The organism is Tessaracoccus massiliensis, assembly GCF_000826065.2.
Taxonomy (GTDB): Bacteria; Actinomycetota; Actinomycetes; order Propionibacteriales; family Propionibacteriaceae; genus Arachnia; species Arachnia massiliensis_A.
Genome location: NZ_LN623543.1, coordinates 89,603 through 108,753 on the forward strand (window position 1 = coordinate 89,603; position 19,151 = coordinate 108,753).

Annotated in this window: 20 protein-coding genes; 12 read left to right on the plus strand and 8 right to left on the minus strand. The window is 68.7% G+C overall.

What is annotated here, in order from left to right; translation table 11 throughout:
- Nucleotides 1-15 precede the first annotated feature (15 nt).
- The 3 genes from BN1186_RS10895 to BN1186_RS10905 are packed head-to-tail and all read left to right on the plus strand — an operon-like array spanning nucleotide 16 to nucleotide 2,509.
- Nucleotides 16-804, plus strand: a complete 789-nt coding sequence (locus BN1186_RS10895; RefSeq protein ID WP_040284127.1) for an ABC transporter ATP-binding protein — start codon at nucleotides 16-18, stop codon at nucleotides 802-804.
- A complete protein-coding gene (locus BN1186_RS10900; protein WP_425471494.1) occupies nucleotides 797-1,285 on the plus strand; it encodes an NfeD family protein in 489 nt (162 codons plus the stop codon). Before BN1186_RS10895 ends, BN1186_RS10900 begins: the two co-directional genes overlap by 8 nt.
- Before the next feature lie 9 nt (nucleotides 1,286-1,294).
- Entirely contained in the window at nucleotides 1,295-2,509 is a 1,215-nt protein-coding gene (locus tag BN1186_RS10905) for an SPFH domain-containing protein (RefSeq protein WP_052460073.1), read from the plus strand.
- Nucleotides 2,510-2,549: 40 nt separating this feature from the next.
- On the opposite strand, the gene BN1186_RS10910 is transcribed toward BN1186_RS10905, so the two are convergent.
- Genes BN1186_RS10910 through BN1186_RS10920 form a run of 3 tightly spaced genes read right to left on the minus strand, consistent with a single transcriptional unit; the run spans nucleotide 2,550 to nucleotide 5,831 of the window.
- A complete protein-coding gene (locus BN1186_RS10910) occupies nucleotides 2,550-3,146 on the minus strand; it encodes a pentapeptide repeat-containing protein (protein WP_052460074.1) in 597 nt (198 codons plus the stop codon).
- Nucleotides 3,139-4,107: a bile acid:sodium symporter family protein gene (locus BN1186_RS10915; protein ID WP_040284128.1), complete on the minus strand. Its 969-nt coding sequence runs from the start codon at nucleotides 4,105-4,107 to the stop codon at nucleotides 3,139-3,141. Before BN1186_RS10915 ends, BN1186_RS10910 begins: the two co-directional genes overlap by 8 nt.
- The gene (locus BN1186_RS10920; protein ID WP_052460075.1) at nucleotides 4,104-5,831 is read right to left on the minus strand and encodes a bifunctional chorismate-binding protein/class IV aminotransferase; all 1,728 of its coding nucleotides are present in this window, start codon (nucleotides 5,829-5,831) and stop codon (nucleotides 4,104-4,106) included. The genes BN1186_RS10915 and BN1186_RS10920 overlap by 4 nt, the downstream gene beginning before the upstream one ends.
- 25 nt (nucleotides 5,832-5,856) lie before the next feature.
- Here BN1186_RS10920 and BN1186_RS10925 point away from each other — a divergent pair, with 25 nt between their 5' ends.
- Complete coding sequence (locus BN1186_RS10925; protein ID WP_040284130.1) at nucleotides 5,857-6,630, plus strand: TrmH family RNA methyltransferase; 774 nt, start codon at nucleotides 5,857-5,859, stop codon at nucleotides 6,628-6,630.
- 1 nt (nucleotide 6,631) lies between these two features.
- On the opposite strand, the gene BN1186_RS10930 is transcribed toward BN1186_RS10925, so the two are convergent.
- Nucleotides 6,632-8,962: a metallophosphoesterase gene (locus tag BN1186_RS10930; protein ID WP_074437025.1), complete on the minus strand. Its 2,331-nt coding sequence runs from the start codon at nucleotides 8,960-8,962 to the stop codon at nucleotides 6,632-6,634.
- Nucleotides 8,963-9,109: 147 nt separating this feature from the next.
- On the opposite strand from BN1186_RS10930, the gene BN1186_RS15810 reads away from it, so the two are divergent.
- The gene (locus BN1186_RS15810; protein WP_218975468.1) at nucleotides 9,110-9,586 is read left to right on the plus strand and encodes a transporter substrate-binding domain-containing protein; all 477 of its coding nucleotides are present in this window, start codon (nucleotides 9,110-9,112) and stop codon (nucleotides 9,584-9,586) included.
- A complete protein-coding gene (locus BN1186_RS10940) occupies nucleotides 9,583-10,554 on the plus strand; it encodes a cation diffusion facilitator family transporter (RefSeq protein ID WP_040284133.1) in 972 nt (323 codons plus the stop codon). The genes BN1186_RS15810 and BN1186_RS10940 overlap by 4 nt, the downstream gene beginning before the upstream one ends.
- 1 nt (nucleotide 10,555) lies before the next feature.
- Here BN1186_RS10940 and def read toward each other — a convergent pair whose 3' ends face one another.
- The gene (gene def / locus BN1186_RS10945) at nucleotides 10,556-11,167 is read right to left on the minus strand and encodes a peptide deformylase (RefSeq protein WP_040284134.1); all 612 of its coding nucleotides are present in this window, start codon (nucleotides 11,165-11,167) and stop codon (nucleotides 10,556-10,558) included.
- A gap of 93 nt (nucleotides 11,168-11,260) precedes the next feature.
- Here def and BN1186_RS10950 point away from each other — a divergent pair, with 93 nt between their 5' ends.
- Nucleotides 11,261-12,166 carry a tyrosine recombinase XerC gene (locus BN1186_RS10950; protein ID WP_040284135.1) on the plus strand — a complete coding sequence of 302 codons (906 nt, stop codon included), beginning with the start codon at nucleotides 11,261-11,263 and terminating at the stop codon, nucleotides 12,164-12,166.
- Here BN1186_RS10950 and BN1186_RS10955 read toward each other — a convergent pair.
- The 3 genes from BN1186_RS10955 to BN1186_RS10965 are packed head-to-tail and all read right to left on the minus strand — an operon-like array spanning nucleotide 12,163 to nucleotide 14,760.
- Complete coding sequence (locus BN1186_RS10955; protein WP_040284136.1) at nucleotides 12,163-13,836, minus strand: AMP-binding protein; 1,674 nt, start codon at nucleotides 13,834-13,836, stop codon at nucleotides 12,163-12,165. The genes BN1186_RS10950 and BN1186_RS10955 overlap by 4 nt on opposite strands.
- A gap of 24 nt (nucleotides 13,837-13,860) precedes the next feature.
- Nucleotides 13,861-14,508 carry a M23 family metallopeptidase gene (locus tag BN1186_RS10960; RefSeq protein WP_342777375.1) on the minus strand — a complete coding sequence of 216 codons (648 nt, stop codon included), beginning with the start codon at nucleotides 14,506-14,508 and terminating at the stop codon, nucleotides 13,861-13,863.
- On the minus strand, nucleotides 14,509-14,760 hold the full coding sequence (locus tag BN1186_RS10965) for a M23 family metallopeptidase (protein ID WP_052460079.1): 252 nt from the start codon (nucleotides 14,758-14,760) through the stop codon (nucleotides 14,509-14,511).
- 297 nt (nucleotides 14,761-15,057) lie between these two features.
- On the opposite strand from BN1186_RS10965, the gene rpsB reads away from it, so the two are divergent.
- From rpsB to BN1186_RS10990, 5 genes are all read left to right on the plus strand, one after another.
- A complete protein-coding gene (gene rpsB, locus BN1186_RS10970; protein WP_040284137.1) occupies nucleotides 15,058-16,041 on the plus strand; it encodes a 30S ribosomal protein S2 in 984 nt (327 codons plus the stop codon).
- 31 nt (nucleotides 16,042-16,072) lie between these two features.
- A complete protein-coding gene (tsf, locus tag BN1186_RS10975) occupies nucleotides 16,073-16,882 on the plus strand; it encodes a translation elongation factor Ts (protein ID WP_040284138.1) in 810 nt (269 codons plus the stop codon).
- Between the two features lie 98 nt (nucleotides 16,883-16,980).
- Nucleotides 16,981-17,688 carry a UMP kinase gene (gene pyrH, locus BN1186_RS10980; RefSeq protein WP_040284139.1) on the plus strand — a complete coding sequence of 236 codons (708 nt, stop codon included), beginning with the start codon at nucleotides 16,981-16,983 and terminating at the stop codon, nucleotides 17,686-17,688.
- Between the two features lie 40 nt (nucleotides 17,689-17,728).
- On the plus strand, nucleotides 17,729-18,286 hold the full coding sequence (frr, locus tag BN1186_RS10985; protein ID WP_040284140.1) for a ribosome recycling factor: 558 nt from the start codon (nucleotides 17,729-17,731) through the stop codon (nucleotides 18,284-18,286).
- Entirely contained in the window at nucleotides 18,286-19,149 is an 864-nt protein-coding gene (locus BN1186_RS10990; RefSeq protein ID WP_040284141.1) for a phosphatidate cytidylyltransferase, read from the plus strand. Before frr ends, BN1186_RS10990 begins: the two co-directional genes overlap by 1 nt.
- The last annotated feature ends 2 nt before the right edge of the window (nucleotides 19,150-19,151 follow it).

Genomic DNA, 19,151 nt, shown 5'->3' on the forward strand with positions numbered 1-19,151 from the left:
GGTAGGGTTGACGCCATGGCGACGGTGGCGGAACTGGCAGGCGTGACGATCAAGCGGGGCACCAATGTGCTGCTGGACCGGATCTCGCTGATCGTCCATGAGGACGAGCGCTGGGTGGTCGTCGGGCCCAACGGGGCCGGGAAGACCACGCTGCTGCAGGTGTTGTCGGCGCAGATGTATCCCAGCGACGGCGTCGTCGGCCTCCTAGGCGAGGTGATCGGCGCGGTCGACGTGTTCGAGTTGCGCCCCCGCATCGGATTCACCTCCCTGGCACTGGCGGACCGCATCCCCGGGCGGGAGAAGGTGCGCGACGTGGTGCTCTCCGCCGCCTACGGCGTGATCGGCCGCTGGCGGGAGGAGTACGACACCTACGACGAGCAGCGCGCCGAGGACCTCCTCGCGTCGCTGCGGGTGGCGCATCTGAGCCAGCGCACGTTCGGCACGCTCAGCGAGGGCGAGCGCAAGCGCGTCCAGATCGCGCGTGCCCTCATGACGGATCCCGAACTGCTGCTGCTCGACGAGCCCGCCAGCGGCCTCGACATCGCGGGGCGCGAGGCGCTCGTCGACACCCTCTCCGAGATCTGCCTGGATGATGACTCGCCGGCCACCGTGCTGGTCACGCACCAGTTGGAGGAGATCCCGCAGGGGATCACGCACGCGCTGCTGCTCAACGACGGCAAGGTGGTGGCTTCCGGCCCGGTGGAGCAGACCCTCACCAGCGAGCACCTCAGCGCCACCTTCGATATGCCGCTGGACGTGACGCGCCACGACGAGCGGTGGAGCGCCAGGAGCCGTCGTGGGTGACTTCACGGACTGGGTCCGCGACAACCTGTGGGCCGGGTGGGGTGTGCTCGCGATGGCGCTGGCCGCCGCCGAACTGCTCACCCTGGACCTCACGCTGCTGATGCTCGCCTCCGGTGCGCTCGCCGGCGGCGTCGTGGCCCTCGTCGCGCCCGGCCTGATCTGGCTGCAGGTAGTCGTCGCGCTGGCCACGGCCGTCGCCACCCTGTTCCTGCTGCGCCCCACGCTGCTGGCCAAGGTGCGCTCCTCCAAGGGCTACCGCTCCAGCCTCGACAACATCGTCGGCTCCCGGGGGCATGCCACCGCGGCCGTCACCGGCAGCTCCGGCGAGGTCAAGGTGGACGGCCAGGTGTGGGAGGCCCGCGCCTTCGACCCGAGCATCCCCATCGAGGCGGGAGACGAGATCGAGGTGTTCGCCATCGACGGCGTGACCCTCAGCGTCTACCCCTCCAACCGTCCACTGACCCAGCAGAAGCAACGCTAAGGAAGCACCATGCCTGACGCCACACTGTTCATCCTCATCGCGGCCGTGGTGGTCGTCGTCCTGCTCCTGGCCGCCACGCTCAAGATCATCCGCCAGCAGCAGGTGGCGCTCGTGGAGAGGCTCGGCAAGTTCCGCAAGGCGCTGGAGCCCGGCCCGCACCTGGTGGTGCCGTTCTTCGACCAGATCCGCTACACGCTCGACATGCGCGAGCAGGTGGTGCCCTTCCCGCCGCAGGGCGTCATCACCGAGGACAACCTGATGGTCTCCATCGACTCGGTCATCTACTTCCAGATCGTCGACCCGAAGCGCGCCGCCTACGAGGCGCAGGACTACCGCTCCGCCATCGAGCAGCTCACCATGACCACGCTGCGCAACATCATCGGCGGCATGGATCTGGAGGCCGCGCTGACCTCGCGTGAGGAGATCAACCAACGGCTGCGCACTGTGCTGGACGAGGCCACCGGCAAGTGGGGCATCAAGGTCAACCGCGTAGAGCTGCGCGCCATCGAGCCACCGGCGACCATCCGCGACGCCATGGAGAAGGGCGCCCGAGCGGAGCGCGACAAGCGGGCCCAGATCCTGCTGGCCGAGGGCCAGCGCCAGTCGCAGATCCTGTCGGCCGGCGGCGACCGCGAGGCGTCGATCCTCCGTGCCCAGGGTGAGCGCGAGGCGCAGGTGCTGCGTGCCCAGGCCGAACGCCAGGCCGCCATGCTCCGGGCCGAGGGCGAGGCGCAGGCCATCACCAGCGTCTTCGAGGCCATCCACGCCGGCAAGCCGGACCAGGCGCTGCTGGCCTACCAGTACATGCAGATGCTGCCCGAACTGGCCAACGGCGACGCGAACAAGATGTGGATCGTGCCCAGCGAACTCAACGACGCGCTCAAGGGTCTCGGCCAGATCGCCGCGGGACAGGCGCAGGACGTGCGCGAGTACGTCTCCAAGGCGGCCGGCGAGTTCCAGCGGCCCAAGAAGGTCGACGTGCACGCCGAGATCGAGGAACAGGCCGTCAAGGACAAGCAGCGCTCCGACGAGACGGTGGAGAAGGCCATCGCCGATGCGCAGGCGTTGGAGCAGAACAAGATCGCCAAACGCCAGGGCACGGTGCCCGCGCTGAGCCAGTCGCCGACGCAGGCCCCGCCCGTCCAGCCACCGTCCGGGAGCCTGCCGCTGGGGGATCCGCAGCAGATGGAGCAGCCCGCCGAGCGCCCGGATTTCGAGCAGTGATGCGCCACGTCGGCGCCCTGCGTAACGGCTCAACCAGCGGCTAGGTCAGCTCGACGCCGAACTGGCGCAGCAGGGCGAGCGCGTCGTCGTCCGGGCTGAGCCGCAGGCCCTTGGCCTGGCAGCTGCGCAGGTCGACCCAGTAGCCGTGGCTGCCCTTCATGTTCACGTCGCGCAGATCCGCGTCGGCGAACCTGGCGCCGCTGAGGTCACAATCGGTGAAGCGGGTGCGGGTGAGCTTGGCGTTGCTGAAATCCGCATCCACCAGGGAGCAGCGCTCGAACACCCAGCGCTCGGCCTTGGCGCGCTGGAAGCTGCTCATATCCAGCTTGCAGTCGGTGAAGTGCGGCTGGCCCAGGCCGGAGGGACCCAGCTTGGCCCAGGCGACGCCCAGGAGCTTGCTGCGCTCGAACGTGCAGGAGACGAACGACGTGTTGGTGAGATCCACCATCGAGAGGTCAGAGTCGACGAAGCGGCACTCGGTGAAGCTGGCGCCGAACAGCCGGCCGTCGCGCATCTGGGCGCCGCTGAACGTGCAGCCGTCGAACTCCATGGCCTTCAACGCGGTGGTGCCCAGCGCCCCGGTGAGCGTCTCTTCGACGAAGACCTCGTCGTCGCGGAGGTCCGACAGGTCACGCATGGCTCTCCTCGTGGTGTTCGCCCAGCTTGTTGGCCAGCATGGAACTGACCAGGAGCTGGACCTGGTGGTAGAGCATCAGCGGGATGACCACCACGCCGACGGTGGCGGTGGGGAACAGCACCATGGCCATGGGCACGCCGGTGGCCAGCGACTTCTTGGTGCCGCAGAACATGATGGCGATCTGATCGGGCCGGGTGAATCCCAGCCACCGGCCCAGCTGCCACGTGAACCAGAACGTGAAGGCGAGCAGCCCCATGGTGATGGGCACCACCCACGCGACGTCGGCCCACTGCAGCGTGCGCCACACGCCGGAGGTGCGCAGGTCTGAGAACGCGCCGTAGACGATCAGCACGATCACGCCCTGGTCGAGGTACTTCAGCCGCTTCTTGTTGCGGGCCATGAAGCCGGCGGTGAAGAAGCGCGACAGCTGGCCCAGGATGAACGGCAACAGTAGCTGCAGCATGACGTTGTAGATCTGCTGGAGGCCGATGGAGCCGCCGCTGGAGCCCTGGATGAACAGCATCGTCAACAGCGGGGTGATGATCACGCCCAGCACGTTCGACGCGGTGGCCGCGACCATCGCGGCGGGGATGTTGCCGCCGGCCAGCGAGGTGAACGTGATCGAGGACTGCACCGTCGAGGGCACCAGGCACAGGAAGATCAACCCGGTGAGGATGGGCTCGGAGATCCAGCCGTCGGGGATGCCGAGCAGCGGCACCGCGAGCAGTGGGTACATCACGAAGGTGATGGCCAGGATCAGTAGGTGGAGCCGCCAGTGCTTGATGCCGGCCACTGTCTCCTCGGTGGAGAGCCGGGCGCCGTAGCCGAAGAACAGCAGGAAGATCGCCACCTTCGTGACGAGGTCCAGGATTTCGGCGGCCTGGCCGTCCAACGGGAGCAACAGGCCCAGGGCGAGGCTGCCCAGGATCGCGACGATCGTGAGGTCGAGCTTCAGCTTCATGGGGTGTCCTCCAATGTGGCGGTCAGCACGCCTCGAACGGCGTTGGTCACGGCGATCGCATCTGCACGCAGCAGGTCTGTCACCGTGAACGCCTCCTCCGTGACGTCATCGGTGCCGAGCAGGGCCGGGCTGGCCAGCACGTCGGCCCGCTGCACGCCGTCGAGGATACCGAGGCTCAGCGGCGGGGTCAGCCACCGGCCGTCGATGCGGGCGAACAGCGAGGTGCGTGCGCCCTCCAGCACCCAGGCGTGCGCATCGTATCCGACGGCGTCGAACGCGCCGCGCGCGGCCGCGGCCCGCTGGGCCTCGTCGAGATGGGCGCGGGCGGTGGTCTTGTGCCGGGCGAGGGCGTTGTCCTCCCAGGGTTCGGTCGCCAGGCGCAGCGTGATGGGGGCGACCACCTCGTCGAGGGGTGAGCGGGTCACGTCGACGGTGCCGTCGGGCCGGACCTGCAGCCGCACACGCCAGCCGCCGGGCGGCGTGTCATTCACGGCCCACCGGATCACGCCGTCGACAGGGGCGAAGCCGAGCGCGGCGGCCGACCGGTTGAGCCTGTCCTGATGGCGGGCGGCGAGCGGGGACACGCCGTCGATGACCCGCATGGTCTCGATGAGGTTGACGGTGGGGCCCACGCCGCCGGCGAACGCGGCCTTGGCGCGGCATTCGGCCCATTCATCCTCAGCGGTGGAATCGGCAACCACGCCCGAACCGATTCCGAGGCGCGCGTTGTGACCCGGGGCCCCGGGGTCGATCTCGACGGTGCGGATGGCGATGCTGAGCGTGGCGCGCCAGCCGAGCGGGCCCCCGTCGGGTTCGATGAGGCCGAGGCTTCCCGTGTAGAGGCCGCGTGGGTCCTGTTCAAGGTCCCGGATGAGTTCCATGGCGGCGAGTTTCGGGGCTCCGGTGATGGAGCCGCACGGGAAGGTCGCGCCCAGCAACCGGCCGGGCGTGGTGCCGGGGAGCAGTTCTGCGCGCACGGTGCTGGTCATCTGCCACAGCTGCCCGACGCGCTCCACCTCGAACAGGGCGGGCACGTCGACGGTGCCCGGCACGGCGACCCTGCTCAGGTCGTTGCGGAGCAGGTCGACGATCATGAGGTTCTCGGCGCGGTTCTTGGGGTCGCTGCTCAGCGCCCGCGGATCTGTGTCGGCGGGGGCGGTGCCCTTCATGGGCTGCGTGGTCACGACGCCGGCGTCGACGCGGAGGAACAACTCGGGGGAGAGGCTCAGCGTCCAGGGGGCTGCGGGCTCCGGGAGGTGGGCGAGGACCCCGTAGGCGACGGGTTGGCGTTCGAAGAGGCGGCGGTAGAGCGCCGCCGGGGCCCCGGCGAAGCGCGCGACGATGCGGTGGGTGAAGTTGATCTGGTACACGGTGCCCGCGGCGATGGCCTCCTGCACGTCGGCGATGCGGGCGGCGAACCGGTCCTCGTCCAGGTCTGCCGCGGCGTCGGTGAGCCAGCCGGCGCCCCCGGGCTGCCGTCTGAGCCCACCCTCTTCGCGCGTGGCGAACCAGTAGAGAGCGCCGCGCGCATTGCCCTGGATGCCGTGGTGGGCCTCGCCGAGGCTGTAGGGGAGCCAGGCGAACGCGTGCCAGCCATGCCGCCAGCCGTCGGCGAGCACGCCGTCGATGGTCTCCAGATCGACGAGGTCCGTGCGCTGCAGGGAGCTCAGCAAGATGCTCCGGTCGGTGTGCGCGTCGTCGAGGGAGACGAAGTGCGGTGCCATGGAGAGCAGGCTATAGCCTGAGCCAGTGCTCATCGACGTGACCGACCCCGCAGACCCGCGGCTCAGCGACTTCACCGGGTTGCGCGACTCCCAACTGCGACGCCCGGGGGAGCGGTTCATCGCGGAGGGGCTCAAGATCATCGAGCGATCCTTCGCTGCCGGTTGCCGCCCGCGGTCGCTGCTGCTGCAGCCGCGGTGGCTCGACGGGTTGCGCCCCCTGCTGGAGCGCCACCCGGAGGTGCCCGTCTACGTGGGCACCGAGACGATGATCGAGGAGGTCAGCGGCTTCCACGTGCACCGCGGGGCCCTCGGCTCGTTCGACCGTCCGGCCGAGTCCCCCTGGGACGCGCTCCTCGGTGCGCGGCGGCTGATCGTCTGTGAGGAGATCGTCGACCACGCCAACATCGGCGCCATCGTGCGGGTCGTGGCCGGGCTGGGCTGGGACGGCCTGCTCGTCTCGCCCGGGAGCGCAGATCCGCTGTACCGCCGTGCCATCAAGTCCTCCATGGGGGCCTCCCTCGAACTGCCCTGGCGCCGGATGACCGGCGACCACGACCTCGAGCGGCTGCGGGAGGCGGGCTTCGCCGTCGTCGCCTCGACGCTGTCGCCCGACGCGGTCGACCTGGCCGACTTCCAGGCACCGGAGAAGGTGGCGCTGCTACTGGGCACGGAAGGCGATGGGCTGAGCCGGACATGGCTCGCCGCCGCAGACCACCTCGTCACGATCCCGATGACAGACCGGGTTGATTCGTTGAACGTGGCGACTGCGGCGGCGATCCTGGCCTATAGCCTGCGCTGAGCTACTTGTTCGGCTTGAACATGACGATGTTGTTGAACACGAACTGGTTGCGCTGCGAGAACTCGTAGCCGCCGGCCGTCTTCGGGCTGGCCCGGTAGACGGTCACCTCCGCGTAGGTGCGGCACCCGTTGCCGCCGGTGGCGGGGGTGTCGCACTCGGTGCGCCAGTTGCGGCCGTCGGTCTCGGCCTTCCATTCGCCCGTGATGGCGAGGGGATTCTGGCCCCAGGCTGCGCGGGTCATGTACGGCAGGTAGGTGAGGTTGTTGAACGCCCAGCCGGTCTCGCGGACGAACCGGCCGTCAACGATCTTGACCACGGTGGCCCAGATGTCGGTGCGGCACCGCTCGGTCTGCGAGTACTTCTCGCAGGTGGTGTTCCAGTCGCGGCCGTTGAGGTTCTTGTGCAGGCCCGCCAGGGTGTAGGGCGCGGTGCGCTGGAACTCGGTGGGCTCGGTGGGCTCCTGCGTAGGTTCGTGGGTGGGCTCCTGCGTCGGCTCGGGGGAGGGCTCATCGGCGACGGGGACGTCCACCTCGAAGCTGATCACGTCGTCGTAGACGCGGCGCTCGACGCCCTGCAGGTTGTACTCGGAGTCGAAGGTGGGGAACAGGTACACGGGGGTGCCGGTGATCTGCGCCTTGCCGTCTCCGAGGTTCTCGATCTCGACGAGCAGGTGGCCGTAGTGCAGGCCACCGTCGACCAGCTGCGGGACGCCGTTGGCGTCGAGCTCCCACGTCTCAGGCGCGTTGCGGATGGCGCTCCACTCCGTGGCCGTGTTGAACGCCACCGGCGCGAGGTTGCCGTCCTCGTCGGTCTTCATCAGCTCGCCGCGCAGACCGTCTGCCGCCACGCCGATGTCGTAGGAGTGGAAGCCCTCGCCGTCACCGTCCTCATCCACCCAGGAACGCTCGAACATCTCGTCGTGACCCGAGAGCACCATCGAAACGCCGTACTCCTCGAACATGGGGGTGTAGGCGCGCATCGCGGTGCCGGACTGGTTGTCGGCCGGGGTGAAGTTCGGGGGCACGCCGTGCACGCCGATGGAGTAGGCGGCGTGGTGGAACTGCACGATGATGATCTGGCCCTTCTCGCGGGCATCGGCCAGCTGCTCCTCGGCCCAGGCCCACTGCTTCGACGCGGGGTCGAAGTTGGGCAGGTCCACGTCGGCCTCGGTGGAGCCGGGGAACTGCTTGAGGTAGCCCTCGACGTAGGAGTCGTAGGTGAACTCGCCCTGCGTGTCGGTGGACATGGTCTCGTCGTTCAGCCCGGTGTCGTCGCCGTTGAACGGGAGGCCGGACAGCGTGCCGGTCCTGGTGTTCTCATCGGGGCGCCCGTTGGTGGAATCCAGGGTGATGACGGTCAGCGGCCCGTGATCCGTGCGGTAGTAGGCCCCCTTGGCGGAAGGTTCCTCCGGGTTGCCGGGCTGGTCGAAGTACTGCAGGAAACGGTTGCGCGAGATGACCGCCGGGGTGCGGTCCTCATCGGTGCCGTAGCCGCCGTTGAGCGCGGCGTAGGTCTCCCTGTTGCCCAGTGAGGCGAGGATGGGGGTGCGCCCGGCGATGGTGCCGTGCTCGCCGGCGACGTAGCCGAAGAACTCGTCCCAGGCGGGCTGGTAGCCGGAGCCCTGCGTGAGGTCGCCGGCGATGATGAACAGGTCCGGGTCGTACTTCTCGATCTCGGCCATGTTGTAGCGCATGGCCTGGTCCTGGTTCATCGGGTAGCGCAGCGTGAACTCGCCGTAGCGAGTGGTGGAACCGAACTTCTCAGCCCACAGCGAGCCTGCGCCGGGGCGCTCCTCGGAGCCTTCGGTATAGCGGTTGGTGAAGCTCTGTTCCCACTCGCGGTGCTCAATGCGGCCGTACGGCTCTGTCTCGGTGTCGGAGAAGGCCGCGATGGTGATGGAGTCCCAGTCGGTGCTGGTGGGCGCGGTGCGGAAGGCCTGCGTGTGGCTCTGCCCGTCCTGCTCGACGGTGTAGCTGTACTCCGTACCGGGCTGCAGGCCCTCCACCGTGACGGAGTGCTTGTAGTTGCTGTTCGACTTCAGCCACGAGCCCTTCTCCAGCCCGGTGATCTCCTGGTCGAGCTCGAGTTGGCTGTACTCCATCAGCGGCAGGTATTCGGGGCTGCTGGTGTAGGTGGCGCCGTCGATGGTCAGGGCGCCCGGCGTGTTGAGCTCGCTGATCCAGTTGAAGGTCATCGACGTGGCAGCGGGCGCCTGCAGGTAGGGCAGCACGCGGAAGCCGGGCTCCGGCGCCCGGGCGTCGGCCTGCGCAGGCACGGCGCTGCCGGCGGCCAGGAGTGCGGCGGCTGCCAGGGCAGCCAGGGTCTTCTTCATCTCGTCATCCCTTTCGATGCTGATGCATAACGTTGTGGCGAACCTAGGGCGTGCAGGTGAACCTACGGGCAACACCGGGTCAACGTGGCGTGAATGATGCACCAGGGGGTGATGGCCCCAGGACTGAAGAGTGGCAGGATGCACTGGGTGAAGAGACATCTCGCCGCCCTGTTGCTGGTGCTGCCGCTGCTCGTGGCATGCACCGAGCCCCAGTACCCACGCGACACCGAGGGCACCCTGCTGCGGGCCACCGACGGTGAGCTCGTCGTCGGCGCGTCCGCACACCGGCCGCACATCGACGTCAGTGACGGGGGAGAAGTCAGCGGCCCCGAGGCGGAAATCGTCATGTCGTTCGCCGAGTCGATCGGCGCCGAGATCCAATGGGTCCAGGGCTCCGAGAGCGAACTCATGGAGCAACTCAAGATCGGTGAACTGGACGTGGTCGCTGGCGGACTCACTTCGGATTCTCCATGGTCGACCCACGCGGCGCTGACCCGCCCGTACGGCGCCGCCGTGGGGCCGGACGGCAAGGAACGCAAGCTGGTGCTGGCCACCCGGCTGGGCGAGAACGCCCTGCTCTCGGCACTGGAGCGGCACCTGATCGACGAGGGGCTGCAGCCGTGAGCGGACGCGGGTACTCGTCGCTGCCGCCCGATAAATCGGCGGCGCTGGACCGGGCGGTGCGCCTGCAGTGGATCTCGCTGGCGGTGATGAGCGTGGTGATCCTCGCCGTCGGCCTGGTGGCGGGCCAGTCGCAGGCCATGCGCACCGCGTTCGTGGAGGACCTGCTGGCGCTGCTGCCGCCCATCGCGTTCCTGCTCGGCGTGTGGCGGGCGGGGAAGGGGCGCTCGCCGAAGCATCCCTACGGTCACCACCGCGCGATGAGCGCCGGGCACCTGGCGGCCGCGGTGGCGCTGCTGGCCTTCGGGCTGTCGCTGTTGTACAACGGCGCCAGCGCGCTGCTCGGAGGCGAGCGCCCGCCGGTAGGTGTGATGTCCCTGTTCGGGCAGACGATCTGGGCGGGCTGGCCGATGATGGTGGTGATGTCGCTGACCGTCATCCCGGGAGTGATCCTCGGCCGGATGAAGATGAAGCTGGCCGAGGAGCTGCACGATCAGCTTCTCTCGGCGGATGCGGACATGCTCAAGGCGGACTGGACCACCGCGTTGGCCACCGTCGCGGGCGTGGCGGGGATCGGCTTCGGGCTGTGGTGGGCTGATTCAGCCGCGGCCATCGGCGTGTCGGCAAGCATCGTCAAGGACGGGTTCACCAACCTGCGAGCCGCCGTCGGGGCGCTCCTGGATGCCCGGGCGACGCCGATTGATTCGTCGGAACCCCATCCGGTCATCGAGGAGCTACGCGCCGCGGCGTTGCACGAGGAGTGGGTCGCCGAGGCCGCGGTGCGGGTGCGCGACATGGGGCACGTGTTCCACAGCGAGGTGTTCGTCGTGCCGGTGGAGGGCCGCCACCCCGGGCCCGTCAGGTTCGACGAGCTCCGGGCCCGGCTCGGAGAGGTGGACTGGAAGGCCGCCGACACCGTCGTGGTGGTGACCGGCGAGCTGCCGGAGGGAATCGACGAGGCGACGCGCTGAGTCAGGCCTCGTCGGTGGCGTCCGGCGTGGGGGCTGCGGTGTTCTTCGGGGAGACCGGCCAGTCGTCGGGGTAGCGCCAGGCGAGCTCCGCGACCTTCTTGTCGAGCTGGCGGCGGGAACGCGCCGAGAGCCGGTCACCGAAGACAGTGCCACCCAGGTGGTCGGTCTCGTGCTGCAGGCAGCGCGCCAGCAGGCCGGTGCCGTGCACGGTGATGTCGTTGCCGTAGGCGTCCTGGCCGGTGCAGGTCGCCAGGTCAGGGCGGGCGACGCTCTGGTAGCCGCCAGGGTAGGAGAGGCACCCCTCCTCGGCGGCGTCCAGGTTGCGGGCCTTGCCCTCCGGCAGCGTCACCACCGGGTTGCACACCACGCCGCGCTGGATGCGCTCGTCGCCGTCGGGGCATTCGTAGATGAATACGGACTTGCCGACGCCCACCTGGGTGGCGGCCAGGCCCACGCCCTCGGCGGCGCGCATCGTGGCCCACATGTCCCGGATCAACTCGTGGAGCTCCTCGCCGAACTCGGTGACGGGCTCTGTCTGCTTGTGCATCACCGGGGTACCCCAACGGGTGACGGGCAGAACCTTGCCGCCCTGGGTGAGATCGGCTTCAGCCATGGTGCTCCTTCACGTCTCGGTTACGACGCCCAAGTATGCCGCAATGGGTGTTGCTGCTGCAGCGGCGCGGTACCGGGGGAGAAGATGGACGGCATGGAACTTCCCCCCGGCTGGGCGGCATTGATCGAGGACTATGCCGCCCACCTCGACGCCGAGCGCGGCCTCAGCGCGCACACGGTGCGCGCGTATTCCACGGACCTGCGGGAGCTGGCCATCTTCGCGGATGTGGAGCCGGGCAGGATCACCGTGTCCCGGCTGCGGTCCTGGCTGGGGGCCATGGGCGACGACGGCGCCGCCGCCTCCACCGTGCAGCGGCGGGTCGCCTGCGTGCGGGGGTTCTTCGCCTGGGCGGCGCGCGAGGGCGTGGTGGAGACGGATCCCGCGGTGCGGCTGAAGGCCCCCAAGCGGCAGCGGCGCCTCCCCAAGGTGCTGGCGGCCGGCGCCGTCTCCGAGACGTTGGCTGCGGCCGAGGGCAGGGCGGCCGAGGCCGACGACCCCATCGCACTGCGCGACCTCGCCCTCATCGAGTTGCTCTATTCCAGCGGCCTGCGCGTCTCCGAGTTGTGTTCGCTCACCCTGCTGGACATAGACCGGGACCGCCGCTCGGTGAGCGTGCTCGGCAAAGGTGGCAAGCATCGCACCGTCCCGCTGGGACTGCCCGCCCTCCGGGCGATCGACGCGTGGCTGGGGGTGCGCGGCCAGGTGAGCACGCCGTTGAGCCCCGAGACCGTTTTCCTGGGGGCACGCGGCGGCGCGCTGGATCCGCGGGTGGCGCGCAGGGTGGTGCACGCGGCCACCGCCGCGGCGGGTCCGGGCGCCGAAATCGGCCCGCACGGGCTGCGCCACGCGATGGCAACCCACCTACTGGAGGGCGGTGCGGATCTGCGTAGTGTCCAGGAGATGCTGGGCCACGCGTCGGTGGCCACCACGCAGATCTACACCCACGTCACCTCTGAGCGCCTGCGGGAAGCGTTCCGGCAGGCGCACCCCCGGGCCTAGAGCAGCGGGGCGATCTGGTCGCGGACCTGACCGCGCAACACCTTGCCGATCATCGAGGTGGGCAGCTCGTCGACCGTCACCACGCGGCGGGGGACCTTGTAGGCAGACAGGCGCTCCTTGGCCCAGGCCCTGATCTCGGCCTCGTCGACGGGACCGCTCGCCACCACGGCGGCGACCACCTGCTCGTCGCCGCGTTCCTGGCGGACGCCCACCACCGCGACATCCTCGATGGACGGATGCTGACGCAGGACGCGCTCCACCTCGCTGGGGGCCACGTTGAAGCCGCCGGTGATGATGATCTCCTTGAGCCGGTCCACGATGGTGGCGAAGCCGTCATCGTCGAGGGTGACGACGTCGCCTGTGCGCAGCCAGCCGTCGGGCGTCTTGGCCTCTGCGGTGGCGGCCGGCTTGTTCCAATACCCCTGGAACACCTGGGGGCCCTTGACCCAGAGTTCGCCTGACTCGCCGGGGCCGACGTCGTTGCCGTCCTCATCCACCACGCGGCGCAGGGTGGAGGGGAACGGGATGCCGATGGTGCCCGTCTTGCGGGTCTCGTTGAACGGGTTGCCCATGGCGATGGGTGCGCATTCCGTCAGGCCGTAGCCCTCCACGAGCAGGCCGCCGGAGACGGACTCCCACAGTTCCACCACGTCGTCGGGTAGCGTCATGGCGCCGGAGATGGCCCACTTCACGCCGGACAGATCGATGCCCTTCTCCTTGGCGCCGCACGCGGTCTTCTCATAGATGGGCGGCACCGCGCAGTAGATCGACGGCGGATTCTTCTTCATCTCCGCCAGCGCCATGTCCACATCCGGGCGGGGGAACAACACCTGCCGGGCCTGCTTGTAGACGCCGAACGTGACGTAGAGCACCATGCCGAAGGCGTGGAACATCGGCAGCATGGCGTAGCTGACCTCGCGCCCGGTCTGCGCGCCGTGCATCCACGCCACGCCCATCAGCGCGTTGGCGTACATGTTCAGATGCGTGAGCATCACGCCCTTGGGCACCCCCGTGGTACCGGAGGTGTACTGGATGGCGCCCAGATCATCGACGGTGGGGCGCGGGTGCGACGGGTCCAGCTTGGGGCCGGAGAGCAGTTGCTTCCAGGTGAGGTCGCCCTTGTCGCCGCTGGTGAGCGCGGCGCGCTTCTCCTTCAGGGCAGGTACAGGGAGGCCCAGCAGCAGCCGCTTGACCGTGGGAAACTCCTCCAGCATGTTCACCGCCACGACGGTGGGCTTGGTGGAGACTGTGCGCAGCTTCGGCACCACGCGGTCCATGGCGATGGCCACCTTCGCTCCGTGGTCGACGAAGACCTCCTCCAACTCGCGCTCGGTGGACAGCGGGTTGTGTTCGCACACCACCGCACCGAGGCGCAGGACGGCATAGAACGCCACCAGATGCTGCGGGCAGTTGGGCAGCAGGATGGCCACCCGGTCTCCCGCGGCCACGCCCAGCTTCCGCAGCCCCTCGGCGGCATGCTCGATGCGCTCGCCGAGCTGGGTGTAGGTCATGGTGCCGCCGAAGAACTCGGTGGCCACCTTGTCACCCGCTTCGCGGCACGAGCGCTCGCACATGTCGGTGAGGGACTCGGTGGGCAGCTCGATCTGGGCGGGCACCCCGGGCTGGTAGAAGCGCACCCAATCAGGGGTGGACAGAGGCGTTGAAGTCATGGGATCCAACCTAGTGCCAACCGCTCATGGCACGAGCGTGAGGGGGTCCACGAGGCGTCCGTCCCGCCAGGCCATCCAGTGCAGGTGGCAGGCCGTGGACAGTCCGGTGTTGCCCACCATCCCCACCACCTGGCCGGCCTCCAACCTGTCTCCCGAACTGAGCGTGACGTGGGGGAGGTGGGCGTAGGCGGTGACCAGGCCTCCGCCGTGGTCGATGATCACGCGGTACCCGTAGCCCCCGTGGTATCCGGCGCTGGTCACCACCCCCGCCGCCGGAAGGCGGATCGGTCTGCCGCAGGCGGCGCCGAAGTCCACCCCGTCGTGCAGTTTGTACACGCCCGTCACGGGGTGCCGACGCATGCCGAAGCGGGACGTGACCGGGCCGTTGAGCGGGAGTCCGCCGATGGATGCCGTCACCTGGGCCGCCGCGATCGCCGGCGGGGCGACCGGCGTGGATCCACGGGGGAGGAGGCGCACCGTCGGGATCTCGAGGTAGGCGGTGGGATCCGCGTAGCGCTCGCCGTCGGTCAGGCCCCAGTGCAGGCACGCGACAGCTTCGCAGTGCCCGGCGAGGAGCGTGCCGATGCGTTGGCCCTGCTCGACCACGTCGCCCTCGGCCACCGTGGCGCGCACCGGCAGGTAGGTGGTGCGCCACCCGTTGCCGTGCTCGATCTACACTGTCTGCCGACCCGCCACGGACCCCGCGAAGTGCACGGTGCCAGCCGCCGCTGCCAACACGGGCTCTCCGTCGCGCCCGGCCACATCGACGCCCCGGTGCCCCGCTGCATAGCGGCCGACGTCGTCGAAGCCATGCAGGATCCGGCCGGGCAGGGGCGCGTCGAGGACCAGGCCTTCGGCGAAGGCTATGGGTGTGGCGGTGGCGATCAGGAACAGGGACAGCAGAAGCGTGGCGACAGTTCTCACACCATCACTGTGGCCGGTTGACAGGTGGGATCACCACGAGTTTTCTGCCCTGTGGACAACCGGACCCCGCCGTCGCGTGGCGGGGAGTGCTGTTTGGCCGTTCGGGGCGCCAGTGGATACCATGTGCACTGCAACCAATGTGTTGACATCGCATGCGCTGCGCGGGAAACCGCCGGCCGCCGCGTGGTCCCAGGTCTCCGGACGTGGGTGCGGCTGCCGGGCGCATCAGGCAAAGGCCTCTGACGAGGTCACCATAACCACCGTGTGGGCAGGGCCCACTTTGAGAAAGGCACGACCATGGCAGTCGTCACCACCCGCCAGCTGCTCGAGAGCGGCGTTCACTTCGGTCACCAGACCCGTCGTTGGAACCCCAAGATGAAGCGCTTCATCTTCACCGAGCGCAACGGCATCTACATCATCGACCTGCAGCTGTCGCTCAGCTACATCGACAAGGCTTACGCCTTCATCAAGTCCACCGTCGCGCGCGGCGGCCAGGTGCTGTTCGTCGGCACCAAGAAGCAGGCCCAGGAGGCCATCGCCGAGCAGGCCACCCGCGTCGGCATGCCCTACGTCAACCAGCGTTGGCTCGGCGGCATGCTCACGAACTTCGGCACCGTCTCCAAGCGCATCTCGCGCCTCAAGGAGCTCGAGGGCATGGACCTGACCGACACCGTCGGCTCGGGCCTCACCAAGAAGGAACTGCTGCAGCTCGACCGCGAGCGCACCAAGCTCGACAAGACCCTCGGCGGCATCCGCGACATGGGCCGCACCCCCCAGGCCGTGTGGATCGTCGACACCAACAAGGAGCACCTCGCCGTCGACGAGGCGCGCAAGCTGCACATCCCGATCGTCGGCATCCTCGACACCAACTGTGACCCTGATGAGGTCGACTACGCGGTGCCCGGCAACGACGACGCGATCCGTTCCGTCGCGCTGCTGACCCGCATCATCGCCGACGCAGTGGCCGACGGCCTCATCGAGCGTTCCTCCGGCCGCTCGGGTGAGCAGGCCCAGAGCGAGCCCATGCCCGATTGGGAGCGCGAGCTCCTGGGTGCCGACGAGCAGGCCGCTGCCGCCACCGAGGAGACCGCTGCGGCTCCCGCCGAGCAGGTGGATCGCCCCGACAACGTCGAGCAGGCTGAGGCCGCCGCCGACGCCGACGTGGCCCAGGCTGAAGCCGCCGTAGCCGAGCAGCCTGAGGCCCCCGTGGCCGAGGCGGCCGCCGAAGAGGCGCCTGCCGCCGACGAGGCCGCTGAGGCCAAGACCACCGAAGACAACTGAGCACACCACACGAGAAGACGGGAAACCACTCATGGCAATCACTGCCGCTGACGTGAAGAAGCTCCGCGACGCCACAGGCGCGGGCATGATGGACGCCAAGAAGGCCCTCACCGAGGCCGACGGCGACTTCGACAAGGCCATCGAGGCCCTCCGCATCCACGGCCTCGCCAAGCAGGCCAAGCGCGCGGACCGCGAGGCCACCAACGGCATCGTCGCAGGCCGCGACGGCGCGCTGATCCAGTTCGCCGCCGAGACCGATTTCGTCGCCAAGAACAGCGAGTTCGTGGAACTGGCCGACCAGATCCTCGACGCCGTCATCAAGAGCGGCGCCACCGACGTGGCCGCCGCCAACGCCGCTGAGCTCGCTTCGGGCGAGAAGGTGGAGGACGCAGTCAAGGAACTCGGCGCCAAGATCGGCGAGAACATCTCCGTGGCCAACGTCGCGCAGTTCCCCGGCGAGAGCCACGTGTACCTGCACCGCCGCGCCGCGGACCTGCCCCCGCAGGTCGGCGTCCTGGTGGAGTACACCGGCGACAAGGCCCTCGCCCACCAGGCCGCGCTGCAGGTGGCGGCCATGTCGCCGACCTACGCCAACCGCGACGAGGTCCCTGCTGAGATCGTCGAGAACGAGCGTCGCATCGCGGAGGCCACGGCCAAGGAGGAGGGCAAGCCCGAGGGCGCGCTCCCGAAGATCGTAGAGGGTCGCCTCAACGGCTTCTTCAAGGATGTCGTGCTCGTCGACCAGGCCGCCGTCTGGGAGGACAAGAAGTCCGTGGGCGCTGCGCTCCAGGAGGGCAACACCGAAATCGTGCGTTTCGCACGCTTCGCCGTGGGTGCCTGACCCACACGCACTGCCTCAGTGAAGTAGAGTTACGTGCGCCGCGACCTCAATGGTCGCGGCGCACGTTGCATGTCCAGCCCCAGCCCCAGGAGTTCACAGTGGGATATTCGCGAGTATTGCTGAAGCTGTCCGGTGAGGTGTTCGGCGGAGGCAAACTCGGCGTCGACGTCGAGGTGGTGGCAGATATCGCCCGTGAGATCGCCGACGTCGTGCGGTCCGGCACGCAGGTCGCCGTCGTGGTCGGCGGAGGGAACTACTTCCGCGGCGCGGAGTTGTCCACCAACGGCATGGCCCGCGACCGCGCGGACTACATGGGCATGCTGGGCACAGTGATGAACTCCATCGCCCTGCAGGACTTCTGTGAGAAGGCCGGCATCGAGACGCGCGTGCAGTCCGCCATCAACATGGCGCAGGTCGCAGAGCCCTACATTCCGCGCCGCGCGGAGCGTCACCTGGAGAAGGGCCGCCTGGTCATCTTCGGTGCCGGCTCCGGCATGCCGTATTTCTCAACCGACACGGTGGCCGCTCAGCGGGCGCTGGAGATCGGGGCCGAGGTGCTGCTCATGGGCAAGCAGGGCGTCGACGGCGTCTACGATTCGGACCCGAAGACCAACCCTGAGGCCAAGAAGTTCGACAACCTCACCTACGACGACTTCCTCACCAAGAACCTGAAGGTGGCCGACGCGACCGCCATCTCGCTGGCCCGCGACAACGGTCTGGACATGGTCTTCTTCAACCTGTCCAAGAAGGGCAACATCGCGCGGGCAGTGGCAGGCGAGCACATCGGCACCCTGGTGTCCCGCTGACCCGACAGTTACTAGAAATCCAGAGCAAAGGAGCACGTCCATGATCGCTGAGATCCAGCAAGAGGCCGCAACCAAGATGCAGCAGGCGGTGGACTTCGCCCGTGAGGACATGTCCACCATCCGCACCGGCCGCGCGCACCCCGCCATGTTCAACAAACTGCTGGCCGACTACTACGGTGCCCCGACGCCGCTGCAGCAACTGGCCACGTTCACCTCGCCCGACCCGCGCTCCATGCTCATCTCGCCGTTCGACCGCAGCGCCCTGGGCGCCATCGAGAAGGCCATCCGCGACGCGGATCTGGGCGTCAACCCGAGCAATGACGGCAACGCCGTGCGCGTCGTCATGCCGCACCTCACTGAGGAGCGCCGCAAGGAGTACATCAAGATGGCCAGGTCGAAGGCCGAGGAGGCCCGTGTCGCGGTGCGCAACCTGCGCCGCCACGCCAACGACTCGCTGAAGAAGCTCGAGAAGGACAGCGAGATCGGTGAGGACGACCTCAACCGCGCCGAGAAGGCACTGGACGCCTCCACGAAGAAGTTCGTCGACAGCATCGACGAGATCCTGAAGAACAAGGAAGCTGAGCTCCTCGAAGTCTGATGAGCACAGCTGAGGCCGCACAGCAGAAGACGTCGAGGGCGGGCCGGAACCTTCCGGCCGCCGTCGGCGTCGGTCTGTCTCTCATCGCGGTGGTCGGCGTCGGCCTGATCTGGTTGCCGTGGCTGTTCATCGTCTTCGCGGCTGTCGCACTCGGAGCGGCGGTCATCGAGGTGCACCGTGCGTTGCTGCGTAAGGCCATGCAGGCGGTGTGGGCTCCGATCGCGGTGGGCACCGTCGTCTCCGTCCTGGGCGGGTACTTCGTCTCGGTGCAGGACGTGGGCATCGAGGACACCACCTTCGTGGTGATCTGTCTGTGCGGCATGCTGATCGCCTCCCTGGTGGGCCGCCTCTTCGGCGGCGCCGAGGGGTTCATCCGCGACATCTCGGCCAGCGCACTGCTGATCGCCTACATCCCGCTGCTGGGCGTCTTCGTGCCCCTGCTGATGGGTGCCAGCGACGGGAACCTGCGGATGCTGGCCATCATCGTGGTCGTCGCCGCCTCAGACACCGGCGCCTATGCCACCGGCGTGCTGTTCGGCCGCCACAAGATGGCCCCGGCCATCAGCCCCAGCAAGACCTGGGAGGGCACCGGCGGAGGCGTCGCCCTGTCAGCCATCGTCGGCACCGTCCTGAGTGTCTACCTGTTGGGCGGCCCCTGGTGGGTGGGCGCCATCCTCGGCGTGCTGTGCAGTCTTGCCGGCACCACTGGAGACCTGGTGGAGTCGCTCATCAAGCGGGACGCAGGCATCAAGGACATGTCCAACTTCCTGCCCGGCCACGGCGGTGTGATGGACCGCCTCGACTCCATGCTCGTGGCCGTCCCCGTCGGCTGGCTCGTGCTGCACCTCGCCCTCGGCGGCTGACC